A 16,899-nucleotide genomic window follows, 5' to 3' on the forward strand; every position below is an offset into this window, starting at 1 on the left:
CAATTAAAGCCGCAGCTTACTATTCCCACATTTTGCAAAATAAAAAATGCTTTTTCTCTTGCCATTCCCATTTCTTTCTGTTATATTACAGCTAATTCAATAATTTCTTGCTTCCTTAGCGGAGCGAGGATAGAGGCGCAAAAACCATCAGTACGCAATCCGAGGAGTATGAGCTCTTAGGACGATTGCCGAAAGGGGGATTTGCCGAAGCGGCAGGATGCTCATATTCCTGTGCGCTGGTTCTGCACTGAAGAAGTGCCGGACTGTCATATAGGAAACTATATGGAGGGCTATCTGACGAACAGGAACGATTGGTAAACATTGTTTCTAACGGCAGCAACGGGCCCCCGTTGCTGCCTTTTTGTTTACTCCGGACCGGCCCCCACCTCTAACTTTTGAAAAAAACTTAGAAAAGGGTGTGTTCTCTATGAAATTCGGTCAAGTGATCACTGCGATGGCGACGCCATTCGACTCAGACGGTGAAATCGATTTTCAGGCAACAACAAATCTCGTGGAATATCTAATCAATAACGGTTCGGACGGCATCGTCGTCGCCGGGACGACCGGCGAATCGCCGACTTTGTCGACAGACGAAAAAGTGGCGCTGTTCGTCCATGTCGTCACCGTAGCAGACGGGCGCGCGAAAATCATCGCGGGCACCGGCTCAAACAACACGCGCGCATCGGTCGCCTTGACCCAGCAGGCAGAGCAAGCGGGCGTCGATGGCATCATGCTCGTCACTCCTTACTATAACAAACCCTCACAGGAAGGCATGTACCGCCATTTTGAAGCGATCGCAAACGCGACGACGCTTCCGGTCATGCTCTATAATATTCCGGGCCGCAGCGTCGTCAATCTATCGGTCGATACCATCGTCCGCCTATCGCTTATCGACAATATCACCTGCGTGAAAGAAGCAAGCGGCGATTTAGATGCCGCTTCTGAAATCATCGAACGCACAAGCGGCGACTTTGCCGTCTACAGCGGCGATGACAGCCTGACCTTGCCGATGCTTTCTATCGGCGGAACAGGCATCGTCTCGGTCGCATCGCATATCATCGGCAATGAAATGCAGGAGATGGTTAAATTGTTCCGCACAGGCGATACAGCTGGAGCCGCCGCGCTTCACCGCAAATTGCTGCCGACGATGAAAGCTTTGTTCGCAGCACCGAGCCCGAGCCCGGTCAAAGCGGCACTCAACCTATCGGGTGTCCCGGTTGGCGGCGTGCGCTTGCCGATGCTCGCTTTAACAGAAGAAGAAACCGCCACTTTGCAGCAATTCCTGCCGTCCGCTAAACAGGACGCGGTCACCAATTAAAAAAAGCTTCGCAGATCCGTTTTAGGGTCCGCGAAGCTTTTTTTAGTTATAGACGTTTTCCAAGGCACGCTTCAAGCTGCCTCCGATGTTCAATGTCCGCACATCCACACCGAGTGTCGTCAAGGATTGCGCCGTCTCAGGACGGATCCCCGTCAAAATCGCTTCGACGCCGATCAGCCCGAGCGACTGGATGATTTTGATGACTTGTTCCGCCACCATCGTATCGACCCGGATGACCCCTGATAAATCAACAATCAATGTGTTGATCTTCAATTCACTTGCCGACAATAGCGTGCGCTCCAAAATATAATGCGCCCGGTCGATTTCAATGCTGCCGACAAGCGGCAAAATGGCGACCGAATCGCTGATCGGGACAACAGGTGCCGATAATTCCAAAAACTCCTTACGCGCTGTGGCCAGATTTCGTTGGTAGGAAGTCGTATAGGCATGCGTGTAGGAATACGTTGCATGGTCCAACAGCGCATGCAATAATTCCGCTGCGTCGTAAGTTATTTCCGGGGAAATAGTTAAGCGGCGGCCTTCACTTTTAATCAAGGTCGCAATGTGCTTCCGGTATAGCGCCGTTTCAGCAAGCGCCACATCCAAAGTCATGCCATGCTCCAAGAAAAAGTTTCCCGTGGCGGTCCCCCACTTCGCCATATTCGCCATGATCTCTTCTTGACGGCAGCTGTTCTGCAAGGATTTTCCGAGCAGTTCAATGAAGCGAACCAGTTCCTGCAACACAAGCTCCGAGAATTCCCGATTTTCTTCCACCATTTTTTCCGGCAATGCGGTCAGGCGTTCTTCCTGGATCAATTGGGCAATCATATATTTTTCTTCTTCCACTCGTTTACCGAATAACACCATTTCTTTTTCCATTGGTACCTCCGTCAATTGCTGCTCGCTTTATTTCTTGCAGCAGATTCATTATACCTAATCCTCTATACAAGAAATAGCCTTTTGCTTTTAGCGAGAAAAAAATGCCCGCCGGATGGCAGGCATTTTTCAGGTATTATTTTGCGAATAGTTGTTTCAATGTTGCAGAGGAGACGGCTCCTTCGCCGCCAAGGATTGTGTAGAAGGAATCTGGCGTTTCGAAATTCTGGATTTGTTGTTTAGATGCTTCAGATGGCGTTTTCGCAGTCAGAACTAGCGGCCCACCGTATGAAGCTGCCAAAGCACTTCCGGACAATGCATCTGGATAGTTTGCCCCTGTAGCGATAAAGACTTCATTTTGGTCTTCTAAGAACCCAAACTCTAATGCAAATTCATTGAACTCTTTATTTGTCTCGTAACGGGTTTTGCCTGCGATACGGACCGGCTCTGCGAACAAGTCTTCAACTGCCGGTCCTACTGCGCCTTCTCCGCCAACGATGATTGGCCATTCTGGCTGATTCGCTTTGATATAATCAGCTACAACTGTTGGTACAGCACCAGTTGCCGGTACTAGAAGGATTGGATCTGCATAATATCCTGCAGCTGGGGAAACAGACAGTGAATCAGCAAAGTTAGCGCCAGTCGCTACATAAAGAGTATCTCCCATGCCCACTTCTTCCGCGATGTTAACAGCAGTTTCATAACGTGTTTTTCCGTTGATGCGCTCTACATTGAATTTGAGTGTCGAAAGTTCATTTTTTACTTTCTCTGAAATAGCACCTGTACCGCCTACCAAGATTACATTTTCCGCACCCAAACGCTTGAGTTCAGCCGCAAATCCTGCAGGAAGTGAATCTTTTTTCGTCAAAAGCAAAGGAGATTGATAGGCGCCAGCAAGTGGTGTTGCAGCCAATGCATCCGGGAAATCTCCGCCTGTTGCTACAACCACTGTTTTAACGCTGTTGTCAGGCCATGCCTGAGAAACTTCTAAGCTTGTCTGGTAACGATCGCTGCCAAAAATGCGGTAAGAATTGTCTTCAGTAAGTTCAACTGCAGAAGCTGCACCAGTCGGTAAAATTGCTCCAAGAGCCAAAGCTGCAGTCAATGCCGCAGTCGTCAAAACTTTGCTATAAATCATCGTTAATCGTTTCCCCATTCTGTAATGTATTCATTTCTTTTCCAATTATATGATATTTTACGAACATTACAATAGGTTTACAAAAATATTTCTTGGTAGGCACAAATACTTTTTCCTCAGCCAGATTTAAATAACAATTCAACAACTCCATAGATTCTTCTTCTACTTTCGGTTCATAACTGCCACGCCTTTCTCCGGACTCCCTATGCTAAGCCAAGGTTTATGGACTCTCGCTTTCCGGGTACATAAGCCATAACGCAGACACGGCAAAACATTGACCTTACAGGAGGATGCTATTATGCAAAAACACGGCCATAAATTGATCGGCACATTCGATGTGCAGGCGGAAGTGATCCATGAAATCGGTGAATTGAAAGCACAGGGATATAAAGAAGAGGATATGTATGTCGTCGCTTTGAACGGACAGCAGCTGCAGATGGTGCAAGGGCAGACGGATGTCCATTTAAATACGGATGAGGGCGATTTCATGGACAAGTTCAAATCGTTCATTTCTGGGGAAGACCCGACAAAAGATGCGCTCAAACAAATGGGCCTCTCTGAGTCCGAAGCGGACGAGTATTACAAACAAATCCAAAGCGGCAAGATCATACTTTACGTCGACAGTGAATACGGCATGAATTACCAGAACTTCGATGCCGCGGCAGCTAGCTTATCTGCAAACAGACAGGCAGAGAATACTAGTCAAAAAACCGAAACACCCGACTTGAGTGACGAACAACCGATGAAACTTCACGAAGAACGCTTGGCGGTCGATAAGAAATGGGTGGAATCCGGAAGCGTCGACATCCACAAGAACACGGTCGAAGAACAACAGACACTTGATGTTCCGTATGAACGGGAAGAAGTCGAAGTCGAACGCCGCCCAGTCAATCAGGAGCTGTCCGAATATGAAGCGAGCGGCCACTCCGCTGAGACTTATGAAAAAGACGGCCTTTGGCACATTCCCGTCATCGAAGAACGCCTGGAAGTGCGCAAAGTGAAATACGTCAGCGAGGAAATCATCGTCCATAAACGCAAAGTACAAGAGACGAAGCATATCAGCGAAACGGTGCAGCGTGAGACAGTTGATATTGATGAGAACAACGTCCAGCGCTACGAAAAACCATAAATACAAAAAAGGTGATTCCGAATTTTCGGAATCACCTTTTTCAATGGATTAATGCTTGGCCGGGTTCGGCTTTTCGCCTTTTCCTTTTTGCAGCACTTTCAAGCCTTGCCCCATGTCAGATGCGAGCACATAGTTGCGGTCGACGAACACGCCCCATACATCCGCCTGCTCCGGCACATATTGGCCGATCTGCTCAGGATTGCTTGGGTCTGTGATATCCACCATGTAGACGCCGCCTGCATAATGGCTCAAGTACAGCGTATTGCCGTGAACTTTCGGGTCATGCACAGTATTGGCAAATGTCGGGCCATCCTCTACTTTTTCCGTCAAATCCGTCTTGAATTCGCTTAGCAGTTTCGGATTCGCTTTATCTTTAATATCGAAGATTCGCGTATAGCCATAGGATTCTTCATAGCCTGCTCTGACAGGCGTCGACACTTCGCGTGTTTCAATCAGGACATTTCCGCCTTTCGCAAGAGCTGCGGAATGGGCGGCTCCTTGCTGTTCTGAAGAATAATCAGTGCGGCCGATATACACCGGGTTCTCCGGATCCTGGATATCGAAAATCACAGTGCCGAGGTCCCACATCGAGACGTAAGCGTATTGCGCGTTGTGGTCGGTGATGACACTGTGGTTGAAGACAGCGCGTGTTTTGCCGTCCGGCGCGTTCCAGTTATAGCCATTGAACGAGTCAGGCACTTCCGGAAGGCTTCGCGGATCGAACTGCCACAGTGTTTCAGGATTCGCCGGATCGGAAACATCGACAATTTGGAAATCGTGTTCTTCTCCGCCGCTGTAGATATCAGCATACGGATTCGAGGCAAATACCAGTGCGCGGTCGCCTTGCATCGTCAAATACAATTCATGCGTTCCGCGTGTATCCGCATAGGTCTCCCAATAACCTAGCTTTTTCGGTGCGTGTGGATCGGTTACGTCATATAGCAGGAAGCCTCCCGCTGTATCCGCATGGCGGTCTCTTTGCTGCACGCTGACCACTGCCAGATCGCCTTTAAAATCAGCTGTGTTCACGCTTTTGACGATGACTTTCTCCTGCCAAGTTCCGGCTACGTCGTCATGGCCGAAAACCGACACTTCTTTCGGATTGGACGGATCTTTCAAATCGAAGACACGGACTCCGCCGTTGCCGCCATTTGCTGTATGTGTCCCAAGATACGCAAACCCTTTATGCGCGTAGACATCGGCCGTGTTATTCTGGACGCCCGCCAACTCCTTGATCTGCACGGCAGCCGACTCGGTCAAGTTCGAGACATTTTTCGACCCTGACATGCTGGCGTCGCTCAAATTCAGCATTTCTTCATTGGAGAAAACAGCACGCTCCCCTTTCGACAAATCACTGCCATCCAGTGCATCATGCGCCATGCTAGACGGTGCAAATGAGAAGACGAGAGCAGAAGCCAGAGCTACATTTAAAAACGGTTTATGAATTTTCAATAGAATCCCTCCAAGGTTTAGTTCGCTAGTCGAATAAAGTATAGAGGGCGCAAGATCCCAGTACAATAGCATACGCCAAAATTTTCTAAATATTACAAAAGATAAATAAATTGTCACAACAGCTCTCGTGTTTCTGTACCTAGCTTTTTCTCTCCACTCTTTTCAATCAACAGCCTGATAAGCAATTTGTTTTAGTTTTCCTGTAAATCCAAAGCTGTTCTACAAGAGGTCCCACAAAGCTAATAAAAGAGCCGCCGCGTAGAAGCGATGGCTCTTTTGTTTGGTCATTTATTATGATTTAGAATGCGGCAAACAGGAACATCGCTAACAGGGTAATGATCCCAACTGCCAGCAGCACGGACGGGATCACAATTACGAAAAACCCTTTCCACGCTGAAAATCGCTGTGCTTCTCCAACTGCTTTGCACTGGATAACGAAAGTCCAGATGCCAACGATAATCACGGCTGCTAGAAGTAAAAAGCCGATCACCATACCGAGACCCGTGTCAGGTTCTGCCACACCAGGTTCGATTTCCGTATAGAAAGTCGAAGGCGATGTGAGGAGCCAGATCAGCCACATCGGCAATAGCCAAATTTGCGGAATGCTTGAAGTGACGACTGCACGGAACATTTCCGAATACGTTCCGACACCGCCAAATAGTTTGCCCAATAGCTTATAAATGCCGGAAATGATGGCAATCCCAGCGACTGCAGAAAGCGGCCCGAGCAGCAAGGCGCCAACAATCACTCCAATGGCCGGAAACATTTCCTCTCCGCCGGAAGCCCCGGAAAGTGCCCCTGCAAATCCAACCAATACCAAAAGCAAGACGATAAAGCTGGTGGTTTTTTCTTCGATGACGTAGCGCACCGTCTCGCGTGGGCGCGTCCAAATGGCCGTAAATGGGTTCAGTTCAGCGTACGCAGTCGGCTCATTCATCCAGCAGCCCGCCTTGTTTCCCTTTTTCTGTATACTTCATCAATAATTCCCCCTTTTATTCCCATCTAATCATACTCTCCTATACTTGTAAATGACTGGAAGGAGAACAACTTGCTGCCGCTAATAAAAAAAGCCTAAGCAGTCGCTGCCTAAGCTTTTGGATTTCCCTCTTCTGGTTCTTTCACGGCCTGTTCAGGTTCGTGAAGCGTTCCGCTATGCGGTGCTTCAGGCGGTGTTTTCTCTAAATTCAGCTTGATGAATTTTGCCGAGCGCTTTTCCAGCATCTTCGGCGCAATCCGCGTCAACATGCGCACGGTCTTCATCTTCCGTCCGACTTCAACGACTTCTTTTGGTTCATCGATCAAATCAATAATGACCTTGACCGACTGCATCGGGTCATCCATCGGCTTCATGTCGACCACATGGCCCGAGTAATTCCCAGCGTGTTCGAACCACGGGGTATCGGTCGCCCATGGGAGCACGGAACAAACATGGATGTCGCGATATCCTTCCAGCTTCATTTCTTCGTTGAGCGCCGAACTGAAACCGAGCACTGCATGTTTGCTGGCGCTATAGCCGGTGAAATAAGGAAATGCGACATCGCTTGCTACCGACCCGATATTGATCAAGGTGCCGCTGCCGATTTCCTTGAAATGGCGAAGTGCAAAATGGCTGCCGTTGACGGTCCCTTTGACATTCACCTCCACCATGCGCGCAAGGTCTTCAAGGGGAATATCCGTGAACGGGCCGATCACACCGACGCCCGCGTTATTGATCCACACATCGATTTTCCCGAAACTGGTCAGTGCCTCCTCGAATAGCCAAGCGACGTCCGCTTCACGACTGACATCCATCGTAACTGCAATGGCGTTTGGCCCGAGTTCACTCGCCAGTGCTTCGATCAAGCCGGTGCTCCGCGCTGCCAGGACCAGATTCGCGCCATCCTTCGCCAATTGCCGTGCCACTTCTTTGCCGAGGCCGCTGGAGGCGCCGGTGATGACGATCGTTTTGCCGCGCCGTGATTTTTCCTGTGCCATGCCGCCTCCCCCCTTTCTTCACTGTTCTTCTTGTTGTTCGAAGCGTTCCCGCAAATCTCCTGAAACCGCACGCCCTTCTTCAATCGGCTCGTGCAAGCTGCCGGAAGTCAATTCCGCAGCTGGCGCTGATTCGATCATCTCTTTGAGTTCGTGGCCGCTGAGCCCCTTCGCAACCGCTGGAAGGAACTGCCCGAAAATGGCAGCCGCTTTGCCCTTGCCGCCGACTTCCAAGGTCTTTTGCGGCTCATCGATCAAACCAAGAATGGCATCGATCACTTTCGCCGGATCATCCGGCGGCCCGACCAGGATTTCATGTCCTGAATAATTGGCTGCATGTTCTGTCCACGGGGTATCGGTAACCCAAGGATCGATTGAACAGATATGGACATCCGGGTAGTCTCCCAGCCGAAGTTCTTCGTACAAGCCGTTCGATAATCCGCTGACCCCGAATTTGCTGCCGGTATAGGCTGCTCCGTAAGGCATCGGAATCTTGCTCGCAAATGACGAGACATTGATCAAGATACCGGACTGCTGCTGTTTGAAGCGGCGCAGCGCAAAATGACTGCCATAAATGGTGCCAAGCAAATTCACTTCCACGGTCCGGTTCAAATCGCGCAGCGGCGTATCGATAAACGGCCCGTAAACACCGATTCCTGCGTTATTGATCCACACATCAATGCGCCCGAAATTATTCATCGCCGCCCTATGCAAACTTTCCACATCCCTGACCTTGCTGACATCGGCCGTCACCGGAATGACCAATGGCCCGAGCGAGTCCGCGAGCTCTTCGATCAACCGTGTCCTGCGGGCAGCAATGACCAATTTTGCTTGTTGACTTGCCAAGCGCTCCGCCAACCCACGGCCGATTCCGCTTGACGCTCCTGTAATGACCACGACTTTGCCTTGATTCGAATGCTTTGCCGCCACAGCGCTCGCCTCCTTTTTAAAAAAGCGCAGAATTTTGTATTTAAATACCCCTTTTAAACGCCCAGGAAACGCTTCGCGGAGGGAGTTGAAAAGAACAGTGCTAAGGGTTTAGCCATTGTTATACGGGACCCGCCCAAACACCTACCTAAGGTTAGGGTTGGGTACCGGATTTCCCCATATTTAAAGAGCGGCACTTGTGGAATGACGCTCTAGGAGAGAGGCATTGACGCCGCCCAAGATTTTTACGCCACCGGATCGATTGCAGCGCCTAAGAGGATGTCACGCTGCAGCGGCGCATGTTCGCGATTCGGTTCCGATATGAATGCCGCTGTACCTGGTCGCTCAACCGCCGGGCAAGCTGGCAGTCAATCGCCTTTTTTGACACTCAACACGGTAATCGTCAGAAGGATGACCGCCATGCCGGCTAATTGCATCATGCTCAATTCCTCACCAAGCAACACGATCCCGAACAAGGCCGCTGTCACAGGCTCCACCATTGCGATAATCGAAGCGGTGGATGGCGCCGTCCGTTTGATGCCGATCGTATACAGCGCAAACGACAAGCCGGCGCCAAGGATGCCGATGGCGATAAACCAGCCGATATCTCCAGACTTCAAGACCGAAGCCGCTTCCTCGAAGTTCACAAAGAAAGACAAGGCCACACAAAATGCCAAAAACGCCAAGGCCAGCACCGTCTGCGGCTCGCCGGCTTCCGCCGACTTCTTGAACCCGAAGATGAACAAGGCATAGTATAAGCCAGCTGCCAAGCCTGTCGCGACGCCCGCCAGATTCACTGCCGAAGAACCGGTATCATATGCTTCGGTCAATAACACGATGCCTGCCAGCACGCTGAATATGCACATCCATTTAAACCAGGTCGAACGCTCGATGCGCAACAGGAAAGAAGCGAGCATGACGAATAACGGGGCGGTATACATCAAGGTCGCCGCAATCGGGACGCTTGTCGACTCGATGCTCAGAAAGTAGAACGTAAAATTCCCCGCTACCCCGATGCCCGCCACAATAGACCAAAGAATCAACGGAGCAGAGAATATTTTCCCGCCTTTTCGGCTAAGGGCAAACCAGCCCGTAAAACAAAGCAGCGCGACAGCTCCCCGGTAAAATGAAATGACCAGCGGATCCCAGCCTTTATCCATTAGAATATCTGCAAGCCCTCCTGTAATTCCCCAAAAAATCGCAGCCAAAATGATCATCGCGCTTCCCGAAAACTTCATAAAGCAAGCTCCTATCCGTTCCCAGTATTGTCGGCCGGCACATGCAGCCATGCGCTGCCCATTTCCCCTGTTATTGCCAGCGCAAGCACCCCGCAAACTCTCTCGTCCCGATTTCATGCTGGGCGCTTTTTCACAAGGAAAATGCAAGTGAAATGTGCAGCCGGCTGAAAGGGACTAGCCGGTTGCCCGGCGCATCGCCCCCTTCCCATCATCGCGGCCAATCGCATGCGATGGTTGCCCACAATCCCGGCAAAGACCCGAAGGCAGCGCTGTTTGGATAACACCCCAAAAAACCCGCGGTGCTTCGCATACATTTTTCGGTATCGGGTATGGACAAAGACCCAAACGAAATTCTACAGAAAGACAGGTGCAACTATATGCCGCCATTAAACCAGCCCGACCTCTCGCGCATAAAGGAATTGAATCCCGATACATTCGGTGAAGACTATCCCGTTCGCCGGACGGTCGTCGAGACGACGCTCTACTCAGCTTACTTTGTTCCTACAGCAGGAACGGAAGTCCCGCCTTACGACATTCTCGTCATCGAGCATCCGCCCGCTACGCCAGTCTCTGCCTTCATCTGGTGCCGGCGCATCCAAGGAACGGGCACAAAGATGGAAGTCGTCAAGGAAATCACCAACGCCATCGATTATCTGCGGCAACGGAAAAACGGATAACTGCCTGACGGTTTTCGCCGCATGCAGCCGTTTTTATTTTTCATTGTTTATTGCCATAAATTTCTTTTAAATATAAGCTTTATGGGTATTTTTTCTGTACTTTCGTACTGCTTAACTGGGGTATAATAGTCCCCATAATCTGATCGCGAAAGGACTGTTCCCTATGCCTCTCGAATTTGCGCGCTTGGTGTTCATGGCATTTTCTGTCTTGACTGCCATTGCCGCTTCCTATATCGCCCTCCTGTTGATCGGCCGCATCGCCGACCGGAGCCGTACCCATCCATTGTGGTGGGTCGGCGGCAGCTCGCTCGTTTTCGGGACGGGCATCTTTTCCATGCATTTTATCGGCATACTGACCCATCATTCCGCAGCCCCTGTGCAATACGATCCAATTTTGCTGAGCATCTCGCTGCTCGGGGCCATCGGGGCAGCATTTCCCGCTTTCTATGTATTGCGCAGCTCCCACCCGCCGAAAAGCCATTTGTATTTCAGTGGATTCGCTATCGGATTCGGCGTTTTGTTCATGCATTATATCGGCAACGCCGCGGCCCAAGTGTCCGGCACCCCACAGTTCCACCTCCTGCCATTGTTATTATCGATAGTGGTTGCATTTGGCTTTTCAATCGCCGCCCTGCGCATTTTCTCCCGCAATCGCAAGCGTCCGGATTCACCCGGCAGGAAACTCTTAAGCGCGATGATTCTCGGCGTAGCGATTTCTGCCGTACATTATATCGGAATGCTGGCGGTCAGCTACTCCACTTCAGCCACAGGTCCCGCTTCTTTCACCAATATGGGCCTGGCGTTTGTCGTGTCGGCGCTAATTCTGCTATTGCTTGCCATCGCCGGCTATTTAGCTTATCTCGACCGCAAGCAGCTGATCAATGAACAGCGCTATTTAAAAAAGATCCGTGAAAGCGAACGTCGTTTCCGCCGGCTTGCGGAAATATCTCCAGAAGCGATCGCCATCCATAGCGGCGGCAAATTGCTGTATGTCAATGAAGCCTGCCTGCAAATGTTTGATGAACCCGATGCCGAGAAATTGATTGGCACAGCCGTTCTCGATTATGTTCATCCCAACTACCGGGACATCGCCGAATCGCGCATCGCATCCATGAACCAGGGACTTAGCACTCCACCTGCCGAGCAATTATGGGTCACGCCCAAAGGTTCCGTGCACGAAGTCGAAGTGACCGGCATGGGGATCGAATTCGAAGGTGAGGCAGCGGTGCAGCTTTTGATTCGTGACATCACCATCCAAAAGAAAGTGGCGCGTGAACTTGAATACAACCGTCAGCGCTATGAATCTTTATTCCAAAACAATCCCGATGGCATTTTTTCTATGGATGCCGACGGAAATTTAATCGATATCAATTCGTCATTCGAGCATTTGTTTGGTTATTCTAAAACCGAAATCACCGAAACCCCTTTATCCGAACTGATTGAAGAATGCCAACTGGGCGTCACCGTGGTGAAATTCCAGCTGGCACTCGAAGGCGTCACGCAAAATTACGAAACACTTGGCATCCATAAATCCGGCCGCCGCATTTCTTTGCGCATCACCCATATGCCAATCGTGACGGACGGGAAAGTCACAGGGGTTTACGGCATTGCCAAAGATATTTCAGCTGAAAAAAGAGCACTGGCCCTATTAGCGGAAAGTGAAGAGAAATACCGTTCACTGTTCGACTACAATTTAGATGCCGTCTTTGAAATGGATAAAGCCGGATGTTTCGTCAATGCCAATTCGATGACGGAGGAATTAAGCGATTACACACGCGACGAACTGATTGGACTTAATTTCAACCCGCTCATCGCTGAAAAACTTGAGCGCGTGCAAGGCTTTTTCGCCACGGCACTGTCAGGGGAAGCGGTCAATTTCGAACAGCGCATCAAACGGAAAGACGGGGACATCATCGAAGTCGATATCAATGCGGTGCCAAAACGCAGAAACGGTGAAATCGACGGCGTCTTCGCGATTGTCCGGGACATCACGGAGAAAAAAGCGAGCGAACAGAAAATCAATAATTTGGCGTTCACCGACCAGCTCACAGGGCTGCCGAACCGCCATTGGTTTTACCAGAACATCCGCGAAGTGCTTTCGAGAACAGAAGAACTTCACCAAAAAATCGCTGTCTTGCTTGTCGATTTCGACGATTTCAAAAGTGTTAACGACCTGCTCGGGCATTTCGGCGGCGACCAATTCCTGAAAATCGTAGCCAATCGCATCCATTCCTGCCTCGGTCCCAATGATGCAATTTCACGCTTTGGAGGCGATGAGTTCATTATCGTGTCGGAAAACACGACCGAACCACAAGCCCATGCGCTTGCCCAGACGATTCTCCAAGTGATGCGCGAACCGGTGCAATTGCTCGGCCAGGAATTTTCGGTGACGCTAAGCATCGGCATCGCTTTCCAGACCGGTTCAGAAAGTGACGGAGAAGAACTCATTAAAGAAGCCGATTTCGCGATGTATTCTGCAAAAGAAAACGGCAAAAATAATGTGCAAGTGTTCACCCACGAACTCGACAGCCAAATGACACGCAAAAGCCAAATGGAGCAGGCGCTGAAAAAAGCGCTCGATGAACAGCAATTCGCGCTTCATTACCAACCGCAAGTGAATTTGGCGAGCGGTGAAGTGATCGGCTATGAGGCGCTGCTGCGCTGGCAATCGCCATTCGGCAATGTACCGCCGTCTGAATTCATCCCGATTGCAGAAGAAACCGGCCTCATCGTGCCGATCGGGGAATGGGCGCTCCGCCAAGCCTGCCGTGACAGCAAGGAGTTCTGCGCACTTGGCCAGGCAGCGGAGAAAATTTCCGTCAATGTCTCGGCCCGCCAATTCAAGGATCCGGACTTCAGCGAAAAAGTGCGTGCCATCTTCGAACAGGAACAAGTCGACCCGGGACGCTTCGAAATCGAAATCACTGAAAGTGTCATGCTCGACATCGAACAGTCCGCACGCATCATCTGCGAGCTTAAAGAACTCGGCCTGCGCATTGCCATCGATGATTTCGGCGCCGGCTATTCTTCGCTGAACGTCGTGAAAAATATCGAAATTGATACCTTGAAAATCGATAAATCCTTGATCGATGAAGTGCTCATCAACCGGCGCAACCTGTTCATCCTCGCCGCCATCATCGAAGTCGGGAAAAACCTCGATGCCCGCATCGTCATCGAAGGCATCGAACTCGAAGAACAGGCAGAACTCTTGCAGCCCTTCGGCATTGTCGGCCAAGGCTATCTATTCAGCCGCCCGCTGCCGCCGGGAAGCCTTGACGCTTTTCTCAGCGAGTCTGATTACGTAGCAACAAGCACTGCAGCAAAGCTAATGGAATAATAAAAAGGCGCGCAGCTTATCCGGCTGCGCGCCTTTTTGTATCCAGTTAATCTTTGCGCGTGTATTTGCGCACTGCCGGCAAGATTTCAGTCGACAGTAACTCAAGATTGCGCTCAAGGCGCTCCATCGGCACACCGCCGAAATCCATTTGCGCAATATAGCGCTGATGGCCATAAAGTTCGTGCTGGTAAAGGATTTTCTCGATAATCTGCTGGGGGCTGCCGATATTCATGACGCTTTCTTTCGTCGCACCGTGCTGGAATGCTTCCTGTGGATAACCCCGGCCGTTGGTTTTGACCATGCCTTTATCCACATGTGGATAATATTCCGCAAGCGCCTGCTGAGTCGTTTCGGCGGCATTGAAGAATCCGGCCGTCGCAACCGGCAATTGCCCTGTGTCGTATCCTGCTTCTGTCGCGGCATTGCGGTAGGCATCGATGGTCATCTTGAACGTTTCCGCTGGTCCACCGAGCGTCGCGAGCATCATCGGCACACCCGCCTGGCCCGCTTTAACGGCGCTTGACGGATGTCCGCCGACCGCACGCCAAATCGGCAGTGAACCGTGTTCAGGACGCGGTAAAATTTGCGCATCTTTCAGAGATGTGCGGAAACGGCCGTTCCAATTGACGGTCTCCTGTTTGTTGATTTCAAGCAATAGCTTGAATTTCTCTTCATACAATTCCTCGTAATAGCGGATATCGTAACCAAGTAAATCGAACAGCCCGACACGCGATGCCCGCCCAGCGATGATTTCCGCACGTCCTTCCGAGATCAAATCGATCGTTGCGAAATCCTCGAAGACGCGCACCGGATCAGAGGTGGAGATAATCGTCGAAGAGCTTGAGATTTTGATTTTTTCAGTTGCCTGCGCGATTGCCGACAGGACGACCGAATGCGCTTGCGTAGCGAAATATTCCTGATGGCTTTCGCCGACACTGAAAAAGTCGACCCCTGCCTGTTCGGCGAGCTGCGCGAAACGGATGATCTCGCGGACCCGCTCCCCTTCCGATTGCCGTTTTCCTGTATGTGGGTCCGGCAGATGATCGCCGAGTGTATAGATGCCGAACTCGAGGCCGTTGTTCGGATTGATGCGGTATTGTTCCATGTTCTCCGTCCTTTCGCCTTGCGTTTTCCCAATCCTTTTCAGTATAACGGTACGCACGACGGTGTGGAAATCATTCATTCGGCTGAAAAGAGGGAGGAAAATAGGGTTCTTCTAGTGAAGTGTATATTAGTGAAAAACTTAAACTCGTTCTGGGCGGACGCTTTCCGCGGGCATGGCTTGAGCCTCCTCGGTCGCTACGAAAACCGTGTGCTTTCACATCTGCACAGCAGATGCGACGCAAATAAATGTGCTCAGCTTTGCTTCGTCCATTTATTTCCTGCGGGGTCTCCAGACTCATGTCGCTCCTTCGCTGTGCTCCGTCACTGCTCCCTTAGGAGTCGCCGCCCTCCATTCTTTAATCTCTAATATTCTATTCGTTGTAAAACAAACTCAAAGTTATAGCATTAGGAGGCCAATAGATGAAAAAATGGACAGCCGCCGCATTGGTGCTTGCAGGAATCCTGCTCGCTGCCGGATGTTCCGGCGATAACAACGAAGATACCGCAGAAAGCGAAACGGCTTCGAAAATCGATGGATTTTGGCAAGGCGCGATTGAAGTTCCAGGACAGCCGATCCCGTTTTCGATTGAATTTACTGAAGGCGAAGGCAGCTTGAGTATTCCGCTGCAAGGCATCGAAAACTATCCTTTGTCGACGGTTAAGTTTGATGATCCGGAAGTGGCTTTTGACACTACCATACAAGGCGAACGTTTGGTGTTCGAAGGAGCACTGAATACAGAAAAAATCACCGGCAACATGACGCAGCAAAACCAGAAATTCCCGTTTGAACTCGAGCGGGGCGAGAAAGAACAAGCCGCCGATCCCGAGAAAATTATCGAAACGGAAGTCGAGGGCGGCATGATGCAGGCGCTGGAAGAAATTCCTGATACGGACGGGCCACACCCCGCAGCGATCCTTATTGCCGGTTCTGGACCGACCGATAAAGACGGCAATTCGCTGACGCTCACCGGCAAAAACAATAGCTTGAAGATGCTCGCTGAAGAATTGAAAGCCAAGGACATCGCCGTCATCCGCTACGACAAACGCGGTGTCGGCGATAATGCGGCACTCGCGAAAAATGAGTCCGAGCTGCGCTTTGACGATTATGCGGAAGATGCCGCTGCCTGGATCCGCTTCGCTAAAGAAGACGAGCGCTTTACAGATATCGCGGTCATCGGCCATAGCGAAGGCGCGCTCGTCGGTCTCGTCGCAGCCAATCAAGAAGGTGTCGATTCCTATGTATCACTGACCGGCGTCGGACGAACAGCCGATGAGCTGTTAAGAGAACAGCTCAGTACTTTGCCGGCTGCACAACGGGAGGAAGCGGATGCGATTCTTGGACAACTCGCACAAGGCGAAACGGTGGATGACGTGAGCCCGGAACTGCAGCAAATCTTCCGGCCATCCGTTCAGCCGTACCTGCAGTCATGGATGGCGTATGACCCGATCGCACAAGTCGAAAAACTCGACGCCCAGACATTGTTTGTCGGCGGCACACGTGATTTGCAAGTGCCGGCACGGGATGCGGAACTGCTGCACGAAGCGAAATCCGGTTCCGAACTATTGATTGTCGACGGCATGAACCACGTATTGAAACCCGTACCTGATGACCAGCAAGCCAATATGGCAGCTTATGCCGACCCCGAACTGCCGCTTGCAGACGGTCTGGTGGACAGAATTGCGGAGTTCTTGAAAAACTAATCACATGCACCGGGCTTCCCTTTAAAAATAA

General features: G+C 50.7%; 13 protein-coding genes and 1 riboswitch. Of the genes, 5 read left to right on the plus strand and 8 right to left on the minus strand.

Annotated features, from left to right (window positions below; genetic code table 11):
* The first annotated feature begins 122 nt into the window (after positions 1-122).
* Positions 123-301: riboswitch (Lysine riboswitch) on the plus strand.
* A 126-nt stretch (positions 302-427) separates the two neighbouring features.
* Positions 428-1,318 (plus strand): 4-hydroxy-tetrahydrodipicolinate synthase, encoded by an 891-nt coding sequence (gene dapA, locus CW734_RS15925; RefSeq protein WP_101191744.1) that lies wholly within the window; start codon positions 428-430, stop codon positions 1,316-1,318.
* Between the two features lie 42 nt (positions 1,319-1,360).
* Here the strand turns inward: dapA and CW734_RS15930 are convergent, their stop codons facing one another.
* Together CW734_RS15930 and CW734_RS15935 are read right to left on the minus strand one after the other, a co-directional pair.
* Positions 1,361-2,197, minus strand: coding sequence for an STAS domain-containing protein (locus tag CW734_RS15930; RefSeq protein ID WP_101191746.1), 837 nt, complete (start codon positions 2,195-2,197; stop codon positions 1,361-1,363).
* Between the two features lie 133 nt (positions 2,198-2,330).
* The gene (locus CW734_RS15935; RefSeq protein ID WP_180956292.1) at positions 2,331-3,332 is read right to left on the minus strand and encodes a cell wall-binding repeat-containing protein; all 1,002 of its coding nucleotides are present in this window, start codon (positions 3,330-3,332) and stop codon (positions 2,331-2,333) included.
* Positions 3,333-3,630: 298 nt separating this feature from the next.
* On the opposite strand from CW734_RS15935, the gene CW734_RS15940 reads away from it, so the two are divergent.
* Positions 3,631-4,461, plus strand: a complete 831-nt coding sequence (locus CW734_RS15940) for a DUF2382 domain-containing protein (protein WP_101191750.1) — start codon at positions 3,631-3,633, stop codon at positions 4,459-4,461.
* 48 nt (positions 4,462-4,509) lie between these two features.
* Here CW734_RS15940 and CW734_RS15945 read toward each other — a convergent pair whose 3' ends face one another.
* The 5 genes from CW734_RS15945 to CW734_RS15965 all read right to left on the minus strand — a co-directional run bounded on the left by CW734_RS15945 (position 4,510) and on the right by CW734_RS15965 (position 10,049).
* Positions 4,510-5,913: an LVIVD repeat-containing protein gene (locus CW734_RS15945; protein WP_101191752.1), complete on the minus strand. Its 1,404-nt coding sequence runs from the start codon at positions 5,911-5,913 to the stop codon at positions 4,510-4,512.
* Between the two features lie 298 nt (positions 5,914-6,211).
* Entirely contained in the window at positions 6,212-6,850 is a 639-nt protein-coding gene (locus CW734_RS15950) for a Yip1 family protein (RefSeq protein ID WP_101191754.1), read from the minus strand.
* A 149-nt stretch (positions 6,851-6,999) separates the two neighbouring features.
* Positions 7,000-7,887, minus strand: coding sequence for an SDR family NAD(P)-dependent oxidoreductase (locus tag CW734_RS15955; RefSeq protein ID WP_101191756.1), 888 nt, complete (start codon positions 7,885-7,887; stop codon positions 7,000-7,002).
* 18 nt (positions 7,888-7,905) lie between these two features.
* A complete protein-coding gene (locus CW734_RS15960; protein ID WP_101191758.1) occupies positions 7,906-8,814 on the minus strand; it encodes an SDR family NAD(P)-dependent oxidoreductase in 909 nt (302 codons plus the stop codon).
* Positions 8,815-9,179: 365 nt separating this feature from the next.
* Positions 9,180-10,049, minus strand: coding sequence for a DMT family transporter (locus tag CW734_RS15965; protein ID WP_101191760.1), 870 nt, complete (start codon positions 10,047-10,049; stop codon positions 9,180-9,182).
* A 377-nt stretch (positions 10,050-10,426) separates the two neighbouring features.
* On the opposite strand from CW734_RS15965, the gene CW734_RS15970 reads away from it, so the two are divergent.
* Entirely contained in the window at positions 10,427-10,726 is a 300-nt protein-coding gene (locus CW734_RS15970; protein WP_101191762.1) for a hypothetical protein, read from the plus strand.
* Positions 10,727-10,889: 163 nt separating this feature from the next.
* On the plus strand, positions 10,890-14,063 hold the full coding sequence (locus CW734_RS15975; protein ID WP_101191763.1) for a bifunctional diguanylate cyclase/phosphodiesterase: 3,174 nt from the start codon (positions 10,890-10,892) through the stop codon (positions 14,061-14,063).
* Between the two features lie 46 nt (positions 14,064-14,109).
* Here CW734_RS15975 and CW734_RS15980 read toward each other — a convergent pair whose 3' ends face one another.
* A complete protein-coding gene (locus CW734_RS15980; protein ID WP_101191765.1) occupies positions 14,110-15,168 on the minus strand; it encodes an LLM class flavin-dependent oxidoreductase in 1,059 nt (352 codons plus the stop codon).
* Between the two features lie 419 nt (positions 15,169-15,587).
* Here CW734_RS15980 and CW734_RS15985 point away from each other — a divergent pair, with 419 nt between their 5' ends.
* Positions 15,588-16,868: an alpha/beta hydrolase gene (locus CW734_RS15985; RefSeq protein WP_101191766.1), complete on the plus strand. Its 1,281-nt coding sequence runs from the start codon at positions 15,588-15,590 to the stop codon at positions 16,866-16,868.
* The last annotated feature ends 31 nt before the right edge of the window (positions 16,869-16,899 follow it).

It is taken from the genome of Planococcus sp. MB-3u-03 (assembly GCF_002833405.1).
Taxonomy (GTDB): Bacteria; Bacillota; Bacilli; order Bacillales_A; family Planococcaceae; genus Planococcus.